Origin of the sequence: Halogeometricum sp. S3BR5-2 (assembly GCF_031624635.1) — an archaeon.
GTDB classification, from domain to species: Archaea; Halobacteriota; Halobacteria; order Halobacteriales; family Haloferacaceae; genus Halogeometricum; species Halogeometricum luteum.
In genome coordinates, this window is sequence record NZ_JAMQOQ010000003.1 from 538,835 (window position 1) to 560,766 (window position 21,932).

The 21,932-nt window shown below is 51.2% G+C and carries 20 protein-coding genes; 7 read left to right on the forward strand and 13 right to left on the reverse strand.

Annotated features, from left to right (window positions below):
* Positions 1 to 162 precede the first annotated feature (162 nt).
* Complete coding sequence (locus NDI79_RS14375; RefSeq protein ID WP_310929224.1) at positions 163 to 1,296, forward strand: glycosyltransferase family 4 protein; 1,134 nt, start codon at positions 163 to 165, stop codon at positions 1,294 to 1,296.
* Here the strand turns inward: NDI79_RS14375 and NDI79_RS14380 are convergent.
* From NDI79_RS14380 to NDI79_RS14395, 4 genes are all read right to left on the reverse strand, one after another.
* A complete protein-coding gene (locus tag NDI79_RS14380) occupies positions 1,284 to 2,879 on the reverse strand; it encodes an alkaline phosphatase family protein (RefSeq protein ID WP_310929225.1) in 1,596 nt (531 codons plus the stop codon). The genes NDI79_RS14375 and NDI79_RS14380 overlap by 13 nt on opposite strands.
* 2 nt (positions 2,880 to 2,881) lie before the next feature.
* The gene (locus NDI79_RS14385; RefSeq protein ID WP_310929226.1) at positions 2,882 to 4,309 is read right to left on the reverse strand and encodes a sulfatase; all 1,428 of its coding nucleotides are present in this window, start codon (positions 4,307 to 4,309) and stop codon (positions 2,882 to 2,884) included.
* Positions 4,310 to 4,457: 148 nt separating this feature from the next.
* Complete coding sequence (locus NDI79_RS14390) at positions 4,458 to 6,230, reverse strand: GumC domain-containing protein (protein WP_310929227.1); 1,773 nt, start codon at positions 6,228 to 6,230, stop codon at positions 4,458 to 4,460.
* A gap of 197 nt (positions 6,231 to 6,427) precedes the next feature.
* Positions 6,428 to 7,849, reverse strand: a complete 1,422-nt coding sequence (locus NDI79_RS14395) for a sulfatase family protein (RefSeq protein WP_310929228.1) — start codon at positions 7,847 to 7,849, stop codon at positions 6,428 to 6,430.
* Positions 7,850 to 8,165: 316 nt separating this feature from the next.
* Between NDI79_RS14395 and NDI79_RS14400 the strand changes: the two genes are divergently transcribed.
* Positions 8,166 to 9,347 carry a glycosyltransferase family 4 protein gene (locus NDI79_RS14400; RefSeq protein ID WP_310929229.1) on the forward strand — a complete coding sequence of 394 codons (1,182 nt, stop codon included), beginning with the start codon at positions 8,166 to 8,168 and terminating at the stop codon, positions 9,345 to 9,347.
* Between the two features lie 138 nt (positions 9,348 to 9,485).
* On the opposite strand, the gene NDI79_RS14405 is transcribed toward NDI79_RS14400, so the two are convergent.
* Positions 9,486 to 10,475, reverse strand: coding sequence for a GDP-mannose 4,6-dehydratase (locus NDI79_RS14405; protein WP_310929230.1), 990 nt, complete (start codon positions 10,473 to 10,475; stop codon positions 9,486 to 9,488).
* Positions 10,476 to 10,663: 188 nt separating this feature from the next.
* On the opposite strand from NDI79_RS14405, the gene NDI79_RS14410 reads away from it, so the two are divergent.
* On the forward strand, positions 10,664 to 12,193 hold the full coding sequence (locus NDI79_RS14410) for a flippase (protein ID WP_310929231.1): 1,530 nt from the start codon (positions 10,664 to 10,666) through the stop codon (positions 12,191 to 12,193).
* Positions 12,194 to 12,236: 43 nt separating this feature from the next.
* Positions 12,237 to 13,388: a glycosyltransferase family 4 protein gene (locus tag NDI79_RS14415; protein ID WP_310929232.1), complete on the forward strand. Its 1,152-nt coding sequence runs from the start codon at positions 12,237 to 12,239 to the stop codon at positions 13,386 to 13,388.
* Between the two features lie 541 nt (positions 13,389 to 13,929).
* Here the strand turns inward: NDI79_RS14415 and NDI79_RS14420 are convergent.
* On the reverse strand, positions 13,930 to 14,235 hold the full coding sequence (locus tag NDI79_RS14420) for a hypothetical protein (protein ID WP_310929233.1): 306 nt from the start codon (positions 14,233 to 14,235) through the stop codon (positions 13,930 to 13,932).
* A 192-nt stretch (positions 14,236 to 14,427) separates the two neighbouring features.
* Here NDI79_RS14420 and NDI79_RS14425 point away from each other — a divergent pair, with 192 nt between their 5' ends.
* Complete coding sequence (locus NDI79_RS14425; RefSeq protein WP_310929234.1) at positions 14,428 to 14,661, forward strand: HTH domain-containing protein; 234 nt, start codon at positions 14,428 to 14,430, stop codon at positions 14,659 to 14,661.
* Here the strand turns inward: NDI79_RS14425 and NDI79_RS14430 are convergent.
* On the reverse strand, positions 14,658 to 14,942 hold the full coding sequence (locus NDI79_RS14430) for a MarR family transcriptional regulator (RefSeq protein ID WP_310929235.1): 285 nt from the start codon (positions 14,940 to 14,942) through the stop codon (positions 14,658 to 14,660). The genes NDI79_RS14425 and NDI79_RS14430 overlap by 4 nt on opposite strands.
* 274 nt (positions 14,943 to 15,216) lie before the next feature.
* Here NDI79_RS14430 and NDI79_RS14435 point away from each other — a divergent pair, with 274 nt between their 5' ends.
* On the forward strand, positions 15,217 to 15,858 hold the full coding sequence (locus tag NDI79_RS14435) for a hypothetical protein (RefSeq protein WP_310929236.1): 642 nt from the start codon (positions 15,217 to 15,219) through the stop codon (positions 15,856 to 15,858).
* A 272-nt stretch (positions 15,859 to 16,130) separates the two neighbouring features.
* On the opposite strand, the gene NDI79_RS23600 is transcribed toward NDI79_RS14435, so the two are convergent.
* Both NDI79_RS23600 and NDI79_RS14440 read right to left on the reverse strand, forming a co-directional pair.
* Positions 16,131 to 16,358: a DUF7526 family protein gene (locus NDI79_RS23600; RefSeq protein ID WP_425499607.1), complete on the reverse strand. Its 228-nt coding sequence runs from the start codon at positions 16,356 to 16,358 to the stop codon at positions 16,131 to 16,133.
* Positions 16,359 to 16,370: 12 nt separating this feature from the next.
* The gene (locus tag NDI79_RS14440) at positions 16,371 to 17,072 is read right to left on the reverse strand and encodes a CDGSH iron-sulfur domain-containing protein (RefSeq protein WP_310929238.1); all 702 of its coding nucleotides are present in this window, start codon (positions 17,070 to 17,072) and stop codon (positions 16,371 to 16,373) included.
* A gap of 468 nt (positions 17,073 to 17,540) precedes the next feature.
* On the opposite strand from NDI79_RS14440, the gene NDI79_RS14445 reads away from it, so the two are divergent.
* Positions 17,541 to 17,906 (forward strand): nucleotidyltransferase domain-containing protein, encoded by a 366-nt coding sequence (locus tag NDI79_RS14445; RefSeq protein WP_310929239.1) that lies wholly within the window; start codon positions 17,541 to 17,543, stop codon positions 17,904 to 17,906.
* Between the two features lie 140 nt (positions 17,907 to 18,046).
* On the opposite strand, the gene NDI79_RS14450 is transcribed toward NDI79_RS14445, so the two are convergent.
* Genes NDI79_RS14450 through NDI79_RS14465 form a run of 4 tightly spaced genes read right to left on the reverse strand, consistent with a single transcriptional unit; the run spans position 18,047 to position 21,828 of the window.
* The gene (locus tag NDI79_RS14450; protein WP_310929240.1) at positions 18,047 to 18,565 is read right to left on the reverse strand and encodes an aldo/keto reductase; all 519 of its coding nucleotides are present in this window, start codon (positions 18,563 to 18,565) and stop codon (positions 18,047 to 18,049) included.
* Positions 18,549 to 19,691 carry an ABC transporter permease gene (locus NDI79_RS14455; protein ID WP_310929241.1) on the reverse strand — a complete coding sequence of 381 codons (1,143 nt, stop codon included), beginning with the start codon at positions 19,689 to 19,691 and terminating at the stop codon, positions 18,549 to 18,551. Before NDI79_RS14455 ends, NDI79_RS14450 begins: the two co-directional genes overlap by 17 nt.
* Positions 19,688 to 20,365 carry an ABC transporter ATP-binding protein gene (locus NDI79_RS14460; protein ID WP_310929242.1) on the reverse strand — a complete coding sequence of 226 codons (678 nt, stop codon included), beginning with the start codon at positions 20,363 to 20,365 and terminating at the stop codon, positions 19,688 to 19,690. Before NDI79_RS14460 ends, NDI79_RS14455 begins: the two co-directional genes overlap by 4 nt.
* Positions 20,362 to 21,828: a hypothetical protein gene (locus tag NDI79_RS14465; protein ID WP_310929243.1), complete on the reverse strand. Its 1,467-nt coding sequence runs from the start codon at positions 21,826 to 21,828 to the stop codon at positions 20,362 to 20,364. Before NDI79_RS14465 ends, NDI79_RS14460 begins: the two co-directional genes overlap by 4 nt.
* Between the last annotated feature and the right edge of the window lie 104 nt (positions 21,829 to 21,932).

The following is a 21,932-nucleotide window of genomic DNA, read 5'->3' on the forward strand; positions in this document are numbered from 1 at the left end:
GATGTGCAACACTATAATACATCTACATTTTGGAGAATTGCCCTGGACAGATACACATGTGATGGATAAAATTCCTGGGGAAATCTTATATACTAGCAAATAACAAATCCACAGGATGAAACTGCTTGGCATGAATGCGCAAATAGTATCATGAGAGTAGCAATGATAAGCGACGATTGGTGGCCAGAGACGGGAGGTGGGCCAGTTCATGTGAGAGAACTGTCCTGCTCTTTAGCAGAACACCATGGCTGCGAGGTCGATATATTTACACGGTCACTCAAGAAAGATGGCGAACGCTACGACGAGGTAGAGGAATACATGTCCGGGGATGTTACAGTTTATCGTCTTCCTCCCTGTACGGAATACTGGAATCCAGCTGGGCGAATCTCATCTCTGGTTACACCAATACCGAGACTACTATCCAATAGCTACGATATTATCCACGGACATACATTTCTTCCGGCGGTTCCGACTAAAATAGCTGGTGGTTTATCAAGTACTCCAACAGTGTTCACAGTACACGGTACCGCACTTACAACAGGAGTCGGGAGAGATAGCTCTGTATTCTCCGGAATCAAGCGACACATCGAAAAACAATTTATCCTTGAATTCAACTACGATTCTGTAATTTCTGTCAATGAGAAGCACGTAGATCTTCTTGATGAATATCATTCTTCAGTTACTACAATCCCAAATGGTGTAGACTACGACAGATTCTCTGTTAGTGCCGATCGCACGATAGATGTTTTATACTTGGGTAGGTTAACCGAACGAAAGCGCATATCCAAGCTGATTGAAGCTTTTAGTGAGGTGAACAAAGTACTCCCAGATGCAAATCTATGTATCGGCGGTGAAGGACCAAAAAGGACTGAACTCGAAAGTGAGGTTGAGACCCTCGGTCTAGAGAATTCAGTTACATTTCGGGGTCGAGTCCCGGACGAAGAGCTTCCTCAGCTCTATGGATCTGCGAAGGTATTTGTCCTACCATCAGCGTGGGAGGGCCATCCATTGACTTTGCTTGAAGCATGGTCAGCAGGAACGCCCGTTGTTGCGCCGTCAGTGGAGGGTATCGAAGAGTTTGTAGACCACGGGACAAATGGAGTCTTAACATCCTCAGTTGGAAAGGAAGAATTGTCAGCTGCAATCTTAATGCTGTTGAAAAATCCAGATTTGAGTCATAGGCTAGGGGATCAGGGGCGTGACCTCGTCAAGAACGAGTATACCTGGAAAATTGTTTCTGACCGAACCTACAACGCATATCAGCGGATTAGCGAGGAGAAAACTTATTCCATATAGCCAAGGTCAGCTAGCCGGTCCTCTACACTGGTGGTATCATCATCAGCCATCAATTCTTGATATTCACCGGCTAGATCGTCCCAACAGTCCGATTTGATATCATCTGAGAATGTTCTCAGTACCACTCCATCAGAGTTGCTGTCTATTGGAATACCAATTTCTGCAGCAATAGTCTGAGACACATCATAAATTGTATACTCGTCTTGAATATCCAGTTCTCTATTGGATAGAAGAATTCCGTTTGGCTTGTGATTCTTGTGAGGATACTTACGGAATTTGTTGAGCAAAGAACCACTCACATCATATCGGTAATCACGAGGAATGAGCAGTATATCGGGAGCCTCAGTTATATTTTCACCTTCATACATCGATTCTCTAGACACTACGTCATCAAATACTAATTTGCCCTCCGGATCTCGGATATCACTCAGCTCGCTGATAAGCTCCGATCTTACCTGTTCGTAATCGGACTCAGGTACTGCACCTGCTGGATCCCTTCCCTCTACATTTAGGTGAATACCCAGACTGTTGAAGTATAACTGATAGGCTATTGATTCTTTATGATCGACTACCTCATTCTGTGCAGCAACTAGTGCATCCTCAGGGAGAATCAGCTCAATGAAACGAGTAAGACCAACAGAATCAAGCAATCGATGGACTCTTCTGGGGGAGATTCCCATAGTAGAAAGAGAATAAGCAGTCCGATCCACAAGAGATCCAACTAAAGACATTGATGGTTCTGAGTTTCCTTTTAATTTCCCCTCTTTCTCCTGCCGGAAATATTGTGGAGATCCCTCTTTTGTCTTACAATATCCTCTCTCTGAAAGCCAGGTATTCACGTAGAACGTCCAGTCATAGTCTCCCATTCCATGGTCAGAAGCCACATAAACCGATGCTGAATCGTCAAGCGAAATTATATCGCCCACAAATCCGTCGATCTTTGAGAGTATCTGATTGATCTTGCCACGGTCCTCTAGGTCATGGAATATTGAGTCAGTAACCTGGAATTGGACAGCCAGTAGATCCCACTCATACTGGTTGTCTAGGAATCGAGCCATATCACGGCGGTTTCTGGCTACTGAAATATACTCTGAGACAACATCATCATCTTTGCCGTAATCGGGGTATATTCGGTATTTTCCATACTCTGACTCGTACTCTTCGCGGAGGCCCCTCGGGTAAAATGTCGTGTCTTCCCGAGCCAGATACCCTGGGACTAATGCTCCACTACCAAGACTCGGAGCTGGATGAGTGACCGGGAAATTAATTATAATTGGTGTAAGCCCTTCCTCAGCCATGACGTCGTGGAGATACGGTGAATCAACATCATTTCGATTCACCAAACGCTTGTCATAGCCATCGCGAGTGTAGAAGTCAAAGACACCATGCTTTCCGGGATTTTTACCGGTAAGCATTGAAGGCCAAGCGCAAGGTGTCCACGGTGGATGGGTGCTCTTCAGGTCTACGCCCGTTGATTCAGATAGTGACGAGAGAACTGGCAACTCACCACTATCCATCAAACTGCCTATTTCACTGAATCCCAGACCATCAAGACCGATAAGTATTGTTTTTTGTCCAGACATAGTTACATTTTGTAACCCAGATCCGCTAATTGACTCTCTAAATCACGCCCGAATCGACCGTCAACTTTCGGCAAGTCTCCAGGAGACGTTTCTAACTCTTCAACTCTTTCTTGTAGCTCAGAGGAGGTAACTGGGTCTATTGGTAACCGTTCACGCGGATCATCTTGATAAGAGAATTGTACATCCTTGTCTTGGTACGGATAATTGATGCTTGCAGATTCAGCAGACTCAGAATGGTGTATCACCTTCTCGTCATCGTCTCGAATTGCAATAGTATGGCCTCGTTTGTCGAGGGTGTCAGATACAACCGGACTTGAAAGGCCATCATCATCTAAAAGAGATTCTTGGTCACTGCTCCCGGGGAAACTTCCAAGCGGCAAGTTACATATTTCAGCAATCAATTCATGGATCCAAGCAAGAGATACTGGAGTTTCTATACGAGAATTATTGTTGTTGGGGGTGCGTACGATCAGAGGTACGTGCAATAAGTCATCGTAAAGATGATGCGGAGGATGTCCATAGATTTCGTCTCGGTCAAACAGAACTTCCCCATGGTCGCCGGTGATTATCAGAATAGTATCGTTCCACCTATCTTCTTTCTTAAGATATCTTATGATTTCGCCGATTTGATGGTCGACATAGCGAAGAGCGCTGTCGTACATTGTATCGTACTCTGGCTTGTGAATTCGTGCTGCACGGCTTGCGTCTGTTATGATCTGACCAAGAGTACCGTTGACAGCAGAAAGGCCTCCTGATCGAACCGTGCTGGGACGGATTGGTGCGTGAAGATCCATTAGATGTGTCCAGGCAAAGAAATCTGTTTGGTCTGTAGGAATGCTCTTACACAGTTCCTCCACAACCTCGTGACCAGAAATGGTCGGCCAGTTACCTAATGTTTGCATGTATCTGTACGCAATCATCGGCAGCGAGTATGGAGTCAGAAGAGAGTCGTGGTCTCTCATTTTACTCCGGACTTGGTACATTAATTCACCCCACCGAACCTTTTCAAGGTAGCTAACACCTTTGGGAGACTCTGTACCCTTGTTCAACCGTAGATTAGTAAACTGGTCAAATCCAATATCGAAATTACGCTCTCTACTAAGATGTGGGTTAGTAAGCATAGCTACGGTCTCATATCCCAGCTCACCTAGCCAAGATGCCAGCGTGGGCGGACTGCGGATTGCTTTCCAAGTAACGTCGGAACCAAAGTAGCACCCATTGTGAGAGTGCTGTCCCGCAATCAGTCCAGGGATGGATTCTGTAGTATAAGGGCCAGTAGAATAAGCATTTTCGAAGACTATGCTTTCGGATCTCAATCTGTGGAGGTTGGGGGTAGTGTATCGATGGTTGTCGTACACACGGTCATTCCGTAAACAATCGACACTGACTAATACGATACTCGTCACAAACTCAGATAGATCTGATGCCATTATAAACTGCGGGGGTTATAATGTTCATCAAGTAAAATTTTAGTTATGCGGTCTCACCACCGAATTTCAATTTTAGGCAGTCATGGTGAGTAGTGACTAGGGTATTAGCACAGCTAGCGATAGGTTGTTATCAAACAAGTTCTAGAGTTCAGCTTATCCTGTATAAATTAAATTCTCCGTTAGAGTAAATACGGTTTGTTTCCGTTTCTATATACTGATAGTCCAATTCGTTGAACCGGAGGCCATCATATAGCCCGACGTTCCGCTGATAGCCATATTCCGTTGAGGCCAGCAGATACGGTCTAGTTGATAAATCTCTGAGATTCCGGTCGTTGAAGTGCGCTGGTACAAATCCAATCCCCCGACGGTCAGGTGCGAGAGGTCGAAGAGATCCCTCCCCCCAGGCACGGTTTCCTTCTTCAAATCCACGTAGGGCAATTAACTGCCTTGATACATCAGTATTGACCGATGCTACTGATTGGTTGTCTCGATTCTTGAACGTCCACTCATATCCATCAAGTTGCGTTTCAGTAACGTGTGGTGCCGGTTGGTAGACGTAGGGTGACCGAAACATAACAGGTACGGATACTGCTGCACCGATGAGCAGGACTACGGTCAGTGTTGCGACTACGGACTGGTTGTCATAACGTGATCGCAAAATTGCGAAGTGCGCGACAACTAAAGGAGTACCAAGAGCAACCAGTGCGGCGGCGTAACGGACGACCTGTGGAAGATTCCCAGATCCGAGGTTAACTACTGCTAATGCAATGAGTGGCACAAATCCGACAATATAGCGGAGTTGCATAGACTCGCGTGTTGGGAATTCAACATTGGGGCGAGAGTAATACTGTGCAAGACGCCAGACAGAGACAGTCGTGATCCCGACGACAATGATACTAATAGCAATTTGAACACCGAGAGTACGAGCGAACAGTGTAACCAAATTACCACCAATATCTTGGAATCCGGCTCCAGGAGTAGCTGACGAGATCCCCCCACGCGCTGCGTTGAGACCACTAATAAGTGCTGCAGCAGCGCCGACAAGTACCCGTCGTGTCACAAGCCAGTACCCCAAGACAATACTAGCAGCAGTAACTGCACTCAAAGTAGAGATGTGTCGATATCGGGAAAAGCCAGATATATTACTAGTAGCAATGAATATCAGTGAGAGAGCAACTGCAACAAGTGCCTGTTGTGGGTGAAAAAAGACGAGCCCAATGAGCGCAATGAGGAGAACGCTAGAGAAGCGTCTTTCCAGACCGCTTGATTGTGTAGTTCGGAAGAGGAGGTAGACAACAAAAAGGAGTATAAAAAGTCCAGCTACAGTTGCAATTGGTTGAAAGTTTGGTAGTCGAACGACAATAATCGGTGTCGATAGTGTCGAAAACAGCAGCCCAATCGTTGTGCTGTGCCCGCCGTTGTCGTCGATGAATGATCTGGCAATAAGTGGAGTGGAGACGGCAAACAACAGGTATGTAACTGGCATAGAGAGCAGAAACGCCCGTCGAAGCGGAATCTCTAGCACAGACGAAAGAGCGAGTGAGATTAAATGGAGCGATGGGTATGGATTACGCTCAAGCGGATTGGACGTTGATAACATATCGATTGCCCACCCAAGGTGTTGGAGCGAATCTGCTTGCCCGTAGAAGTAGTACTGTCGGATGTAGGGGAGTGTGGCGATCAGCATGACCACGGTAAGAGCGAGTCCGGCAGCTGCAAGTCGCTGATAATAAGTACACAGATATAGTCCGCCGACAATGCCGAGTGCCATTGATACGCTTGTGAATCCCCAAAACAATACTGGCGTCCCGGCGTAGACTGAAAGCTCGTATCCTGTAGAAGGAGACTCACCAGCGACAATGGCTGCACTAGCCAAGCAGAAAAGGCCGACTGAGAAGAGAGCCTTCACTGATTTTCTCATTACTGCTCCTGTGTCTTACTAGATTATTAAATCCTCGCTGCTGGTATAACTACAATCCATCCACTGAGGGAGCAGAATCCTATTAGATAATCTCACTTCTATTTTATTGGCTATTTATCTCTTGGACTAGCCTCTACCCGTTCAAAAAATGGTATGATTGAAAAAAGACAAACGAGGGTAGATGTTCAGCAGCTGGCTCAGATATAGCCTAAGTCAGCTAGCCGCTGCTTAGAAGCAGCGCTCATCTCAGTCTCTTCTTTTGCAGTTCTGTCAAGTCGTATTCCTTCTTGATCCATGAGATCAGAGAGTTCTGAAACCACCTTGGGGTGATCACTGGATATCTCAACTGACTCGTCATCGCTATCATATAAAAGCAGGTCACCCGATTCTGACTCAATAAGTTTCCACTCTGCGGTCCGAACCGATCGTAGCGAATTGTCAAACTTCTCATAGTCCGGGACTAACTCTGAAACTTCTTTTTTGAGGGACTCCATGTCTGGTTGTGGATGCCGATATTCTGCAAACACTGCGTCGCGACCGTCTCCTTCTAAAATATCAAAATTCGATACAGTATCTGAGATTGGTCGACTAATTCCTGCGAGGTTCGCTACTGTTCGGTAAAGGTCTCGTAGTTCCACGAACTTCTCCGATTTTCCTGAATCGACCTCTGGGGGGTAGTGTGCTATCAATGGAACGTTCAGTAGTGTACTGTGCAGAGAATACTGATGATCCATCAATCCATGATCCCCAATATTCTCGCCGTGATCGCCAACAATGAACACCGCTGTTTCGTCGATCAGCCTTGAGTCGACTAATGCATCATAGAGACGAGAGAGGTGTTTATCAAGATAAGCTATTTCTGCTTTGTAGAGTTGCATTAAGGTCTCAAAGTCTTGCTTGGACATCTCAGCCGTTCCAGCAATATATTCCCACGGATTTTGATTTATTGATTCGAAATCACTGCGAGTGACAAACTGGCTAACAAACTCCCCCGGCGGCTCATACGGGAGATGTGGTTCCAAATAGTTGATGAAGTAAAAAAACGGATCGGCGCTGCTTCGCTTGCGTAACCACTTAACTGTGCGGTCTGTCGTGAGTTTCGTGCCAAAGTCATCTGCTCCGAGAATCTTAGCGTTCACTGCGTTCGCGATAGAAAACGGAGCTTCACGAGTAGAAACGGCTCGAACTAGCTCTTTGAATTTCCCAACGCCACTTTGACGTGAGACCGAAGATAGGTCATGCCCCTTCCAGTAGCGGTCCCATTTCATGGAAAGATTACTAAACCCTCTTCCGAACCCAAATTCGCTACTTACCCAACTGTTACCACTAATGCCGAGTGTGTCATATCCTTCATTGTAAAGAAGCTCTGCAAGAGTAGGTGTCTCAGGGTTGAACTGCTTATGCCCCGCATGTGCTCCGTGGACAGAACTCCGTTGGCCGGTAAACATGGCTGCATGTGACGGCAACGTCCACGGCGCGTTTGCGTAGGCGTTTGTGAATGTGCAACCGTTATCTGCAAACTTTTTCAGCCCCGGAAGGTCCCCGGCGTTCAGCATTGATGTGACGGTATCCATCCGGGCCGTATCAAGCACGATGAGGAGGACGTTTGGCTGATGCATGCAATTGAGACTCTTCTGCGAGCTTGTATTTGTATCTATGTAATGAAAGATACGGCATGTGATACGAACGATGTTGACTTGATAGTGTAGATACGCTAAGATGAGACGTTGATATTTTGATATAGACAATACTACAATTTGCTGAGGAGCATTCCAGTCAGAAGTAAATGTATTCAACGTGATAAGGTTACAAGGCTCCAGACAGCGGAGTTGGTCCTCCACTCAAGACTGTCCCCTATGAAGATGACCGGTGAATGGTTGACGCACAGGTCAGTTCTATCAAGTCTTATTATCCTGTAGGGTGCACAACGCCCCAATGCAGGTTCTTTTCATAGCGAACAAGCTGAACATGGCAGGAGCAGGTTCTAACGTTAGTTTGGATACTATAGCCCGCGGTCTCTCTTCTCGGGGACACCAGGTAGATATCCTAACCACAAACGTAGATATGAAAAATGTTCTCCCAGACTCCCATCCATACTCTGTGAAGTCACTAAGATCCACAACCTTTGAGGATATACTGAAAGAAATCAGAAATGAGATTTCATCTGGACATCAGACACCGGACATCATCCATGTATTTGCACCGATAATTTCGCCGATTCTAGGCTACTACCGGATGCATGGTGGTCAGATTCCAGTCGTTGGTCGTTTGAATTCGTATACGATGTTCTGCACAAACAATAGTCTTCTAGACGGAGAATGTCACAAAAATTGTTCTATGACAGACAAAATCCGTCATGATGACTCGTCGACAAAGAAAAAAATTGCTAAGTTACCCTTCTATGCGTACTCTGCAGCATCTTTCCCCAGCAAAGCCAACTACATCGATAAATACTTTGCACAAAGTCCCTCGATTTCAAAGTATTATCAAGAAGCAGGCATTGAGAGTGAACGAATCTGTGTTATATCTAACTTTTATAATGAATCTTTCTATCAGGGACCGCAAGTGAGACCAACAAGAGGAGACTGGAGTCAGTTTAATATTCTCTACGTAGGTCGCCTAGAGCCGGAGAAAAACGTTAGTCTTTTACTCAGAGCAGCTTGTGAGCTTCCACTTAATCATACAATGCATATTGTGGGAGATGGCTCTGAATACAAAAAGATACAGAATATGGTATCTGAATTAAATGTTCAAGACAAGATTGCACTTCACGGATGGGTTGACCACGATAAGCTACCAGCCTATTATTCCAATTCCGACATCTATGTCCACCCTGGGCAGTGGCCAGAACCGTCGGGACGGGCAGTATTAGAAGCATTACAATATGATTGCCCCATTGTTGCGTCCGATATCGGTGGGCCTCAATGGATTAAAGGAGATGCTGGATCCACATTCAAATCTAATGACTGCTCTGATCTAACCGAAAAAATATTGTGCCTTTCGCAGGACAAGGTAAAATACCAAGAAAAAAAGGAGAAGTGTTCAAATAGATTACAGGATTTCTCACCAAAAACAGTAATGGATAGAATAGAACAAGAATACAGATCACTAACGTAGTTAAAGAGAGCAGAGACTAAGCACAAAAGGCTAGCTATAAATCACGTCTTCGTGTGAACTTTCTACTTCACATTTGAGTCTCGCTGCAAGTACGAGAATGGAAGTAATAAACAGGATATATCGGTGTTTACAAGCTCATCAGCTGGAGGTGGCTATAAGCGGCTCATACCAATTCTGGTTATCCATATACCAGTTAATAAATTCCTGCACTCCCTGACGGATTCCATACTCGGGATCGTAACCTATGAGCTGTTCTGCCTTTGAAATATCTGCGTGGGTATGTCTCGAGTCACCATCTCTTGCATCTTCGTGAATGATATCCACATCGGTGTCTGTTTCAGATACCACATATTCTGCGAGTTCTCGAATGGATATATTATCACTGGACCCAATATTCAGGGTCTCTCCCCCGACTCCTTCCTGATGTAGGAGTCTCATGTTCGCATCAACAATATCTTGAATATACGTGAAATCACGAGTTTGTTTTCCATCACCATATATGACTAGAGGTTTACCGTTAACACATCGTGAGACAAAGTTTGATATTGCCATGTTCGGGCGCATTCTTGGACCATATACTGTGAAGTATCTCAGATTGACGGTATTCAGTTGGTAAAGTTCGTTGTACAAGTTGCAATAGTGCTCACTCGTTAGCTTAGTGATTCCGTAGGGGCTCTGGGGTTCGTTTGGATGTTGCTCATCATATGGTAGATAGTGGGGAATACCATATACAGACGATGATGAGGCATGAACAAACGTTTGGACATCATTCTTTCTAGATTCTTCTAAGAGATTTAGTATTCCTTCAACGTTGTTTCGTTCATATTGTACCGGATTGTCGACGCTAGGCCTAACTCCTGCCTTAGCTGCCTGATGATATACCACCTCTATCTGGTGGTTATCGAAAACGTTGCTTATTAGCGTCTTATCTGTAGTCGATCCGTTGATGACGGTTACCTGATCGCTGCTCTTCTCCTGGCATTTCGCAATATTTTTGCGCTTAAGACTTAGGTCATAATATGGATCGAAGTTGTCTAATACCAGTACGTTGGCCCCATCATCAACAAGCTTTTCCGTCAGATTTGAACCAATGAACCCTGCTCCCCCAGTTACTAAGACGGTCTCCACAATAGCACACAAAGTTCACTGAATACATATAAATCTATCCGGTGAGTTTATTCATAATCTATTTTTCTACACACCACGATAAAATATGATGGACCGGCGTTTTGATATCTTCTAGTGAAAACAGGATATAACGTACACTGAGAATATATTCCGCAATAATCTAATAACAGGCATCAGTACACCTCCTTGTGAGTTCAATTGCTGATAGTTTAGGTGGACTGGCACGAAGTGCTGCCATTATATTCTTTGGGACTGCAATTGGACAGATAGTGGCTCTCATCGGCGAATTATTGATTGTTCGGAATTTAAACCCAGGTGTGCTAGGGAGATATGCATTTACATATTCATTAGTGTCTGCAATTGGTAGTCTTCTCTTGCTGGGTGTTCATGAAGGGGTGACACGGCAACTTTCTTCTAAAGACGATCACAAGATGGATACCGACCTTATTCGGAGTGGCTACCTCATAGTACTACTCACCAGTATAGTAGTCACGGTTGGCCTTTTCGCTGTTCGCACTCCTCTTGCGTCATTTTTCAATATTCCGCACTTAGAAACCACTATTCCCCTTTTCCTCCCATTTCTCTTTGTATACCCGCTTTCCCGAATATCTCTTGCCGTTTTGAGAGCCGAGCAGCATTCTTGGGCAGCCACCGCTTCCCAAAACTTGGTTACTAAGCCATTGGCATTCGGTTCATTATTGGTGATTTTGCTTTTAGGTTACCCTGCTCTGGGGTCGGTGGTATACTGGGTAGGCGTCCCATTTATATGCTTTTTGATATCTGGTTACTTTGTAGCTAGAAAGTTTCCGGTCATCACTCTCTTTGGCAAACTCCCGAATCAAAAAACTGTTTCAGAGCTGTTTTCTTTCTCTTGGCCTCTCGCAATTGGGTCCTTCCTCTTAATATTTTTATCGCAGATGGATATCCTAATGATTGGATTCTTCTTAGACTCAACCTCTGTCGGATTATATAGGTCAATCCAACCATTCAAGTCAGCAATTATGTTCGTTCTAGGCGCTTTTACGTTTTTGAACCTGCCGCTCGTAACAAATCACTTTGAGTCGGGTCAAATCGTACACCTGCGAGAAACATATATAACATCCACAAAATGGATCGTTGCACTGACCTTGCCGTATATTCTATTTGTATCTGCGTTTGCTGAAGATCTAGTGAAAATTTTCTTCGGATATGACTATGTTCCTGCTGCTCTTCCACTGTCAATCCTAGTTGCAGGTCTATCATTTAGGGTCTATAGTGGACTTGATGGAGATCTTGTAAAAGCAATTAATCGGCCTAAGATTGAACTTTACTCTTCTTTTGTTGGGTTGTGTGCCAACTTTCTGTCCAACTACTTGCTGATACCGCAATTCGGTATAGTCGGAGCCGCTGTTGGAACTGTGCTAGGATATGCTACATACAACCTGGTAGAAGTCGTTTGGATCTATAACCTAGTAGGCGCATCACCGATCTCCTGGGTCACAGTAAAACAAAGCTTGCCACCGATCTGCATCACAGTACTAATGATATTTTTGATAGGCCCGTCATCATCTCCCGTACTGTTGGCTATTGCATTAATCATTATCTCACTGACTGAGTTATGTTCAATGATATTTTTGGGTTGTCTTTCAGAGGTTGACGTGGAGTTGATAAAGCGAGTTGATAGTCGTATCAATATAGACCTCAGCCGGCTAATCAATCATGCTGAAAAACGGATATAAATAATCGAAAAAGTGTTGCCATTGCTCGTTTACAGATGAAATAATGCAAATCGGGTTTGTCTCGAACGTTGTATATCCCTTCGTCACCGGAGGCGCACAGAAACGTATCCACGAAATCGGAACACGCCTCGCCGACGAAGGACACGAGATCACAATCTACGGTCGCCACTACTGGGATGGTCCCAAACAGGTCAGGTACGGAAACCTCCGTCTCCAAGCAGTCGCTCCGAGAGCCGACCTCTACGTTGAGGATAGACGATCCATCTCCGAAGCGTTAGACTTCTCGACGCGAGCGCTCGGTCCGCTCTCAAAGCGCCTCCGAAACAACGAACACAATCTCGTCGTCGCCTCCGTTTTCCCGTATTTCCCCGTTCTCTCCTCAAAGCTCGCCGCACTCGGAACAGACACGCCTGTCGTAACGACATGGCACGAAGTGTGGCAAGACTACTGGGAGGACTACCTCGGTACGCTCGCCCCGTTCGGAAAGACAATCGAGCATTTCACGGCCCGCGTGCCACAGTATCCGATCGCTGTTTCGGGGATCACAGCGGACCGACTCGCCGAGATCGGGCCGAATAGAAATCGCATCAAAGTCGTACCGAACGGGATCAACGTCGAGAAAATCCGAAACGCGCCACTCCCTGAAGCGAACGGTACGAAAAGCTACGACGTACTCTTCGCCGGTCGCCTCATCGCCGACAAGAACGTTTCACTGCTTTTGGACGCCTTCGACGCTGTCGCCGAACGGCACGATGCGACACTGGGAATCATTGGCGACGGACCGGAGATGGAGCGGCTGCAACAACAAGCCACGAATCTAACCCACACCAACCGTGTCGAGTTCCTTGGGTTCCTCGAAGAGTACGAAGACGTCCTCGGCCACATGCGCGCTGCACGGGTGTTCGCCTCGCCGTCGACCCGCGAGGGATTCGGAATCACGTTCGCCGAGGCGATGGCCGCCGACTGCACCGTGATCGCCGCAAAGCATCCCGAGTCCGCAGCGAGCGAAGTAATCGGAGACGCCGGGTACGTTGCCGAACCGACAGTTGATGCGATCGCAGAGCGATTGGATGCCTCCCTGAATGGTGAGCGCCCGTCCCAGGAACCACTCGAACGTGCCAGGATATATGACTGGGACGCCGTCGCCGAGCAAGCCGAACAGGTGTACGAACGAGCCGTCACCGGAACCTGGTAAGACACAACCCGACAGAGAAAGCGCATCGAACGCAGCAGTTACTCGAACGAGGTGATTTCAGAGTCTTTCGAGAGTCCCTTTTTGACGATATCGAGATCTTCGATAATCCGGTGGGTGTTGGTTATTCCCTGGGTTTGTGCGTGGTGAATGTTGCAGGATACACTCGAAACAGTGGTGTGTCCCCTTCCACGTGAAACCCTTTGAGGAACTGAACCGGCAAGCGAAACAGCGGAAACGTACCCTCTCACAGTCGACTATCTCACATCTTTTCCACAGAACAACAGAAGCGTACTCCTATCCCTGCCTCAACTCGATCTCAAAAGACAGCCGAGTGAATTCAAGAACAGCTACTATAGTCGACACTCGTGCACGCGAATCCGCTCTGGCAGTCCAACCACCCCACAGACGGGACATTCGACTAAAGTCGCCTGCGGCAACTCATCCACCGACTCGATCGCCGCCTGCAGATGCGCCTGCACGTCCGCGTCTGTCGTCCGTGTGAGCGCCTGTGTGAGATGCATCCGGAGTTCCGCCCGGACACTCATCGACTGAACTCCGTGCGTTCTGCGTTCATTCTGAGCCCGAGTGCAGCAAGTGGTCCCTCAGAGGCCCACCCGCGCTTCACCTCCACGAACTCGTACCACTCCTGTAGCGAGCGACCAGCGAGCGACTGGTAGTGCTCAAGGTCGCGACCGTCGTAGACGACGACCGCGTCAGCGGGTCGGTAGTAGTGATGGCTGTAGCCTTCTGCGTCCGTTCCGAGCGTGAACGAACAGGCGATTGCATCCGCGAGACTGCCAGCGATTGAGACGGTACGTTCTTGTGGGTCTGCTTTCGTAGTTGACATTGGTCTTCTGGTCCTGTAAGGAGACCCGACCCGCGTGCTACAACACGCGGGCACGCTAGTGCCCTGAGGGTCCGGTCTACCTTACCATAAGACACGTGTCTTATGGTTATAAAACTGCCGTGTTCGAGTGGGTCTCAGAAGTCATACGACAGGTGTCGCAAGGGCTACGTGTACTGATTGCCTGATGCAGATATGAGCCGAGACCGCGATAAGGAGGGAAAGTTCACTGAACTCACGACTTCAGAAGCGGTGCTGAAGATACTGGAGGAGTCGAGCGACCCAGTTATGACAGCGAAAGAGATCGCTGACGAACTAGAGGTTTCTCGTGACACGGTCGGACGGAAGTTAGCCCAGCTTGCAGAAAAGGGAGAAGTTGAGCAAAAGAAAGTCGGAGCGAGAGCCGTCGTATGGTGGACGAAGACCTAAGAGAACTCCTCAACGTCGAGTTCATTCGCATCGACTGTGCCAGACAGATAGGCTTTCCCGTGCTCTGAAATCTCGTATAGTCCTCGCTCTTCGTCATGGTACTCCACTAGGCCGGCCGTTTTGAGCTTCTTGAGCCGCTGATTCACAGTTGAGAGGGTGTACCCGATGTTCGCTTCAATCACACCTGGAGTTGCGACTAACCGTCGGTTGCCTTCATTCTGCAAAAACTCCAGAATCGCATCGTCCGCACGAGTCATCCAGTCGACGTGCGGCCGTCTCATACCTTTGGCGTCTGCTTTGACCCAATAAACGGGAGTGATTTGCTCAGAAATTGTACCGTATGACATCGTAGAGTACATCGTATAGTGCACTACAGCTAAGTGGCTATAAGCTAGATGTGGTGTTGAGACTGTTCAATGGGTCATCTGGTCCTCTGAGAAGGACCCGTGCTGGAACACGGATCCAAACCGGTCTCGTCTACCGCATGCTACAGAACACACTACCTGCGCAAAAAGCTCTCGTCGCACAACCACCCCGTTTCACGGAGGCCGAGAAATGAGTGAGCCCTCCCTCGAGGCACTCCACGAACGCCTCAAGGAACTCGAAGAACGCGTCTCGACCCTCGAAGCAGAAAACGAAGCACTCAGACAGACGGTCCAGTCCCAACAAGAAGAACTCACCGAGTACCAAGAGACGCTCGACACCCACACCCAACAACAAGACGCCGCGGCCGACCACAGAAAACACCTCCAGCAACGACTGCACGCACTCGAAAGCGAAGAGCCAGAAGACACCGACACGAAAGCCACCCAGACCGAATCCCGCTCGCCCCTCCAACAGCTCGTCGGTCTCCCCGCCAAACTCACTGAGAAACTCACTGCCAACCAAGAGCGTGCACGCTTTATTGCCCAGGACATCACCGAGTACGCGACCAAGGTCCCGGCTGGCTTCGCCATCGACTCGTCCCGCATCCGGCGCATCCTCAACGCCAAAGAGGGGCGCACGCCACACACCCAGACGGTCACCCGCGTCATGGAGTTTCTCGACCGCCTCGGCAAAGACGACGTCCGAGTAATCAAACGCCGCGGGACGAAACGCGTCGTCTTCACCGAGGGGGCGGTCTCGGAACTCGTTGAGACGGATCCCGCCAACTCCTCAACGCGTGGAATCACGGACGTTGTGATAGGGTGGACATAGGGCCGGTGTGATAGAGCGCCTCCGAACGCGGTGAACAACAGCGGACACGGTGCTGTCCGCACCCTCCCTAGCAGCAGCACTCGGAGAAACCCCATTCGTACAGAGAGAAACGAGGGTAAGAGACACGAGTTTCGACCGTCGGCTGCGTCAACGCTAATCACAACAGGTGTGATTGAGGACTCGGGGCCACCCTCACCGAACAACGGCTGGTATTCTGTGTGCACGGCTTCCCGCCCCGGCGAGGATGCCTATCGGGCGGCGTGGCGTCATCGCTACTCAAAGGGGGAAGTATTCACCTGAGTGGTCTGCGACGGAGACACCCGATAGCTCCGTTTCCTCGACACGCACGTTACTTCGTCGCCCTCGTCGGAGGAGTATGCAGTCACGATGGTCACCGCCTCGACAGAGTGGCGGTGGATGAACGCCCGAGAAGTTGCAGGAGCGAGGAGGTGACCGCCGTTCCGAAATTTGAAACATCGACGACACGCAGAAGCGAGCACGCTCTGAGAGCATCATCGCTCTTCGTCGTCGGTCGAAAACCCGATCTCGCTGTGTGTCCCGTCGCAGAACGGCTTGTCTGCGGACCCACCACACCGACAGAGCGCGGCATCGTCGTAGTGGTGGTGCTCATCACCGCCGTGGAGATCAAACATCCCGTCGAACCGAAGCGGTCCGTTCTCGGTGAGCGTAACGGTGACCGTCCGGGGAGTCTCTGAGTCTCGATCGTCTGAGTAGCTGTCGGACTCGGCTGGCTCCCCCGCCTCGGTAGTGGGAACGTCCTCCGGCGCGACTCCGTCGACGTCGAAGACTCTCGCATGACTGTTATCGCACAGGGGTTTGTTCTCGGAGTGGCCACAGCGGCAGAGCGCGATACGCGTATCTTCCAGTAGCGTTTCGCCGGCCGGCGTTTCCAGCGTCACGTCGCCGTGTAGATACAGCGGTCCGTTAGCGACGGGAGTCACGGTGTTCCGTGACGGCGGGCGTTCGTCGGCGGCTCCGTCGCGTCGCTCGTAGTGGAGCGCGCCGGTCGGACACCGCTCGATGACCTCGGCGACCTCGTCGGGATTCGCACCGTCCAGGTCGATCCACGGTCGGTCGGTCGGATCGAAGACCCCCGGCAGCCCGTCGACGCACGCTCGAACGTGGATGCAACGGTTGGAGTCGTACGTGACGTCGATGTCTGTGCCGTGGTACCGATTCACGTCTTCCTTCATAGTCGTCCTATCGGTGTCGCTCCGCTTAGCGATTATGCCGCCTCCGCAATCGGGCACGGGTGGATAGTCCACCCGAAACACGCGCCGAGCGAAGCTACTCCATCCGACAGTCGTGTACCGATAGATCGCTCTGGAAGTCCAGCCACTATACACAAGACACGCATTGACTTCCTCAGAATTGCAAAGCGATTCTGATGTGCGAACGAGAGCGAAGCTCTCGGTAACGCCTGTGGAGACTGCGCTCCCTACAGGGACCACTTCGGTTCCTGCAAAGCACGTCCTGGAAACAGGAAGCCCTATACCAAAAGTCAAAGACGTCTGGTTAGCAGTCAGAACTCGAAGAGTTCTGACGACACCCTCAAGCGCGAGCCGAAAGACAAGCGGTAGGGTGGAGTAGTTCACCTTGCTCAAAGTCGGGGGCTACCCAACAGGGGAACATAAATGACACCGAAGGACGTAGCCAAGGATATGAGCAACGGTACCGCGAATGGTGTCACGTCGGCCAACGCCCACGCCATCGCAGCGGAGGCGTTCGTCGATCAAGCGCGGTCCCAACATGGCGATGAAATCGCCGAGCTGTACATCTTCGGTTCGACAGTCCGGGGCGAAACTCGTGGGCTTGCAAGCGACGTTGATGTCCTTATCGTTCTCACCGAAGACGCTAATCAGGACGCCGCTGCTGATTCTCTTCGTGATATCGCCTATGACGTGATGCTTGAATGCGGACCTGTCGTCGAACTCCACATTCTTTCAGAGGCTGCATTTGAACGCCACCAACATGAGGGCAACCCGTTCATCAGAAACGTTGTCACCGAAGGGCGTTCGTATGCCTGAAGGTGAAGGGCCCGGAGAAGCCGTGGTCAAAGACCAACTTCGACAGGCCCGCCAAGCGCTAGCAGACGCCAAGGGTGCGCAGGACGCACACCTCTCTGATGTGGTTATCATCAATCGGCTGTACTACGCCTAGCACGACCTCAGCGGCCGTCGAACCTGCCTTCTCGGCCACCGACTCTACGACCGGGGTCCGTCAGGAGTCCCGGCGCGGAAAGCGGCGAGTGCGCTATCACGCGGATGCCCTGCTCGTGACACCACTTGACGAGGTCGGTGCGGGGACGGTACGGGTGGCGCTCGACCTGGACCAGCGCGGGCGGGACGCGTACCCCCTCGACCAGTTGAGTCAGTTGCGCGAGCGTCACGTTACACACCCCCAGGGTCCGGGCGAGCCCGTCCTCGTGGAGCGCTTCCATCCGGCGCCACGTCTCGACCAGCGAGTGGTCGGCGCCGGCCGGCTCGCCCGACTCGTTGGTAGGGAACGTCAGTCGCTCCTGCTCAGCGACCGGGAGTCGAGAGAGGCCGCGGAGCGCACCTCGATGAGCCAACGCCCCGGGCCAGTGGAGCGCGTAGCAGTCGAACGCGTCGACATCGAGTTCCGCCAGCGAACCCTCGCAGGCCTCTCGAAGGTCGCCGGGGCCGTGGTTAGCTTCGGAGAGCATCAACTGGACGATCGTTCGCCGCTTTCCATGCCGGATAGAGTCCGCTTAGAACGCTCGCGACGACCGCGAATGCAAACCCGAAGAGGAGGTACTGGGAACTGCTCCAGTTGAGCACAGCCATCGCATTACCCGTGAGCAACTGGAACATGACTAGTCCCACAACCAGCGACCCGATCGTTCCGATGAGACCACCGACTACACCCATGAGCGCTGCCTCGGTAAGGATCATTCGGAGTACCTCACCACGGCGAATCCCGACCGCTCTGAGAACGCCGATCTCGCCGCGGCGTTCGACCGTACTCATGAGCATCACGTTCAGGATGGCGACACTAGCGACAACCAGAGAGATGCCACCGATCCCAAGCAACGCGTAGTTGAGCGTATTCAGGAACGTGGTGAGGCTATCTAAGCTCCCGAAGGTGTTGACGCTCAACACCTCTTCTTCTTCAGTGTTGAAATACTCGTCAACTCTACTGGCGATGTCGTTAGCCACCTCACTACTGCCTGCGGTGATCGTCACCGTGTCGTAGTACTCCTGATCAGAAAGAGCCGACATCGGCAGAACGAGGGACCCGCCTCCACCACCGAACCCACCGGATGATTCGATGAACCCTTGAACTCGGTAGATCTGACCGCCGTATTCGACGGGGTCTCCGATTTCGAGTCCGAGTGTCTCAGCAGTACTGTTGCTGATGAGTGCCCCGGACACCAATCGATCCGGGGCTTCGCCCGTTGTGAGATTGTACAACGCGTCTGCGCGTGTCACCCCCGTGACGCTCACTCTCGCTTCCTCCCCGTTTCTCGCCGAGAGCGTCGTGGAGTTTGTCTTCTGAGGAACTACTGCCGCGTCGCGGACGATATTCTGGAGTGTTTCGACTTGGCTTCGGGTTACGCCCTCGATGTCGCTGTCCTCTCCAGCGCCGACTGTCACGTCCCCCCCGATAGAACCGAGGTTCGACGTTGCTTGTTGTTGGAGCGCGGCACCCGCCATTCCGAGCGAGGCGATCGAGATAACGCCGATGATAATTCCGAGCGCGGCTAGCGCTGTCCGCGTCTTGTTTCGACCAAGATTGCGCCACGCCATCAGCGCACTCGGATACCGCCACAGCCAATCTGCGACGCTCACGATTCAGTCACCTCCTGAATCACCCCGTCGACGATACGGACGGTGCTGTCGGTGTACTCAAGCATCTGATCGTCGTGTGTCACCGAAACGATGGCGACGTTTTCGTCTTCTTTCAACCGCGTGAGCTCTTCGAGGATCGTCTGTCCGGTGTCTTGGTCGAGATTCCCCGTCGGCTCGTCCGCCAGCAGGATATCCGGCTGGTTGATCAGCGACCGTGCGACTGCGACGCGCTGTTGTTGACCGCCCGAGAGTTGATCGGGCGTGTGATCGAGTCGCTCACCCAGACCAACTCGACGGAGCAGTTCAATCGCACGATCGCGACGGTCGACCGACGTGTCCCACATTGACGGCAATTCGACGTTTTCGGTCGCTGTGAGCATCGGCAGGAGATGGAAATCCTGGAAGACGAATCCGATTCCGGTCCGACGCTCCTCGGTGAGTTCGTCTTCGGTGAACTCCGTCACGTCGCGTCCGTCCAAGCGAACGTGGCCTTCGGTGGGCGTGTCGAGCAGTCCGATCATATTGAGCATCGTACTCTTTCCCGAACCCGAAGGACCGATCACGGTGACCATCTCACCGCGGTCGGCACTGAAGTCGACGCCCTTGAGCGCCTCGATGATCTCCGTTCCGCTCTGATAGCGTTTGACGACATCTTCGAGTTCGATGACGCTCATGACTGTCGACGCCACCAGTAGAGACCGACTGCGCCAATCACCGCGACGACGAGCACGATGCCGATACCCATCAGCGGAATTCCAGCTTCGTCGTTACCACCGGCACCACTGCTGGCAGCGGCCTCGCCGTTTTGAGAGGCGGCAGCGCTATCGGAGATGTCCATCTGGACCGTCCGGACGAACTGCTCGCCGCCCGCCGAGTAGCGGATTTCGACGGGAATGCTGTCGACCGACTGATTGGCATCGGCGGTGAGCTCGAACGTGGCGAACTCACTCGACTCAACGCTCCCGACGAAGTACTCTCCGTTCGGCGAGGTCGGCGAGATTCTGTCCGAATTAGCGACACTGACGAGCACGGAGCTGGCGTCGCTGCTTCCGAGATTTGCGGCGTCGCCGCTTAGGGTGACGGTCGAACCAGTCCAAATCGCTTCGATACCCGTCAGGTCGATGTTCGACCGTTCGCGGGGATTGTAGTCGAGCGTCGTATTCGACGTGTACTCCTCACCGGCAGCAGTGTACGCTGCCACAAGCGTGAGCTCGCCTGCCGGAATGTCAGTGCTGTTGAGTCTGAACTGCTGAGTCGTTTCGGCGGGGACGTCCGACACCAACGCGCGCTGTCCCACCTCGCCGTCGACGATCGCGCGAAGTTGGACGTCAGTGAGATCGACGTTGCCGTACTCCGTGAGTTCGGTTCGGATGACGGACGAACCGTTGACTTCCGCGACCGTCGCTGTCAGGTCCGCGTCGACCTCCGCCTCTTCGACATCGACCATCCTCTCGAACGTCGCCGTCCGAGTCGCCCCGTCGGCGGTTCGATACTGGACGGTCGCGGTGAGCATTCGTTCACCGGCAGCGGGGAACGTCACGTTGTAATCGTACGTTGCCTGCGCACCCGCCGCAAGCGAGGCGTTCACGCGCTCGGAGTCTTCGACGTCGGCGGCGCCGCCGACATCGAGTCTGACGTTCGAGATGGCGCTGGAGTCACCGTTCGCAACGGTGACCTGGATAGAATCTTCGTCACCAGCGACGGGGTCGAGATTCGCGAACGAAACACTGGTCTCGTCCGGTTGCCCGACATCCACGTACACCGGATAGCTCACCCGAGTGTAGCCCTCCGAATCTTGAACGACCGCGTTAACCGTGAGACGCTTCCGACCCGTCTCGTCGAGAGTGACGCTCACAGGCACGCTCAGGTCGCCGCCCGTAGAGAGCGACCCGAGGTCTTCCGCGCGTGCGTACTCGGCCCCACTAGGGTCGCGGACGTAAATATCCGTTACGTCGGCAGAGCCGTTGCCGACGTTGCTGAGATTGACGGTGACGGTGAACGGTTCGTTCGGAACAGGTTCGTCGGTGGACGGTTCCGCTTGGATTGCGATCTCGGCGGCGCTGGCCGTAAGAGCGACACTGCCGATCGCTGAGGTCAGCATCAAGAGAGCGAGCGCCGTTGTGACCACCTTTCTCATCGGAGGTTCCTTTCAGGCTCCGTCTCTTCGCTGACCGGTGGCTGAATACCTGTCCGCTCGTGCAATACACCGAATCGGTTACGTTGGGACTGCTGTCTTACCAC

What these genes read in the sequence shown, in the direction of transcription:
- NDI79_RS14375 (WP_310929224.1), top strand. Translation starts at nt 163, where the DNA reads ATGATAAGCGACGATTGGTGGCCAGAGACGGGAGGTGGGCCAGTTCAT.
- NDI79_RS14380 (WP_310929225.1), bottom strand. Translation starts at nt 2,879, where the DNA reads ATGTCTGGACAAAAAACAATACTTATCGGTCTTGATGGTCTGGGATTC.
- NDI79_RS14385 (WP_310929226.1), bottom strand. Translation starts at nt 4,309, where the DNA reads ATGGCATCAGATCTATCTGAGTTTGTGACGAGTATCGTATTAGTCAGT.
- NDI79_RS14390 (WP_310929227.1), bottom strand. Translation starts at nt 6,230, where the DNA reads ATGAGAAAATCAGTGAAGGCTCTCTTCTCAGTCGGCCTTTTCTGCTTG.
- NDI79_RS14395 (WP_310929228.1), bottom strand. Translation starts at nt 7,849, where the DNA reads ATGCATCAGCCAAACGTCCTCCTCATCGTGCTTGATACGGCCCGGATG.
- NDI79_RS14400 (WP_310929229.1), top strand. Translation starts at nt 8,166, where the DNA reads ATGCAGGTTCTTTTCATAGCGAACAAGCTGAACATGGCAGGAGCAGGT.
- NDI79_RS14415 (WP_310929232.1), top strand. Translation starts at nt 12,237, where the DNA reads ATGCAAATCGGGTTTGTCTCGAACGTTGTATATCCCTTCGTCACCGGA.
- NDI79_RS14420 (WP_310929233.1), bottom strand. Translation starts at nt 14,235, where the DNA reads ATGTCAACTACGAAAGCAGACCCACAAGAACGTACCGTCTCAATCGCT.
- NDI79_RS14425 (WP_310929234.1), top strand. Translation starts at nt 14,428, where the DNA reads ATGAGCCGAGACCGCGATAAGGAGGGAAAGTTCACTGAACTCACGACT.
- NDI79_RS14430 (WP_310929235.1), bottom strand. Translation starts at nt 14,942, where the DNA reads ATGAGACGGCCGCACGTCGACTGGATGACTCGTGCGGACGATGCGATT.
- NDI79_RS14435 (WP_310929236.1), top strand. Translation starts at nt 15,217, where the DNA reads ATGAGTGAGCCCTCCCTCGAGGCACTCCACGAACGCCTCAAGGAACTC.
- NDI79_RS14440 (WP_310929238.1), bottom strand. Translation starts at nt 17,072, where the DNA reads ATGAAGGAAGACGTGAATCGGTACCACGGCACAGACATCGACGTCACG.
- NDI79_RS14445 (WP_310929239.1), top strand. Translation starts at nt 17,541, where the DNA reads ATGAGCAACGGTACCGCGAATGGTGTCACGTCGGCCAACGCCCACGCC.
- NDI79_RS14450 (WP_310929240.1), bottom strand. Translation starts at nt 18,565, where the DNA reads ATGCTCTCCGAAGCTAACCACGGCCCCGGCGACCTTCGAGAGGCCTGC.
- NDI79_RS14460 (WP_310929242.1), bottom strand. Translation starts at nt 20,365, where the DNA reads ATGAGCGTCATCGAACTCGAAGATGTCGTCAAACGCTATCAGAGCGGA.
- NDI79_RS14465 (WP_310929243.1), bottom strand. Translation starts at nt 21,828, where the DNA reads ATGAGAAAGGTGGTCACAACGGCGCTCGCTCTCTTGATGCTGACCTCA.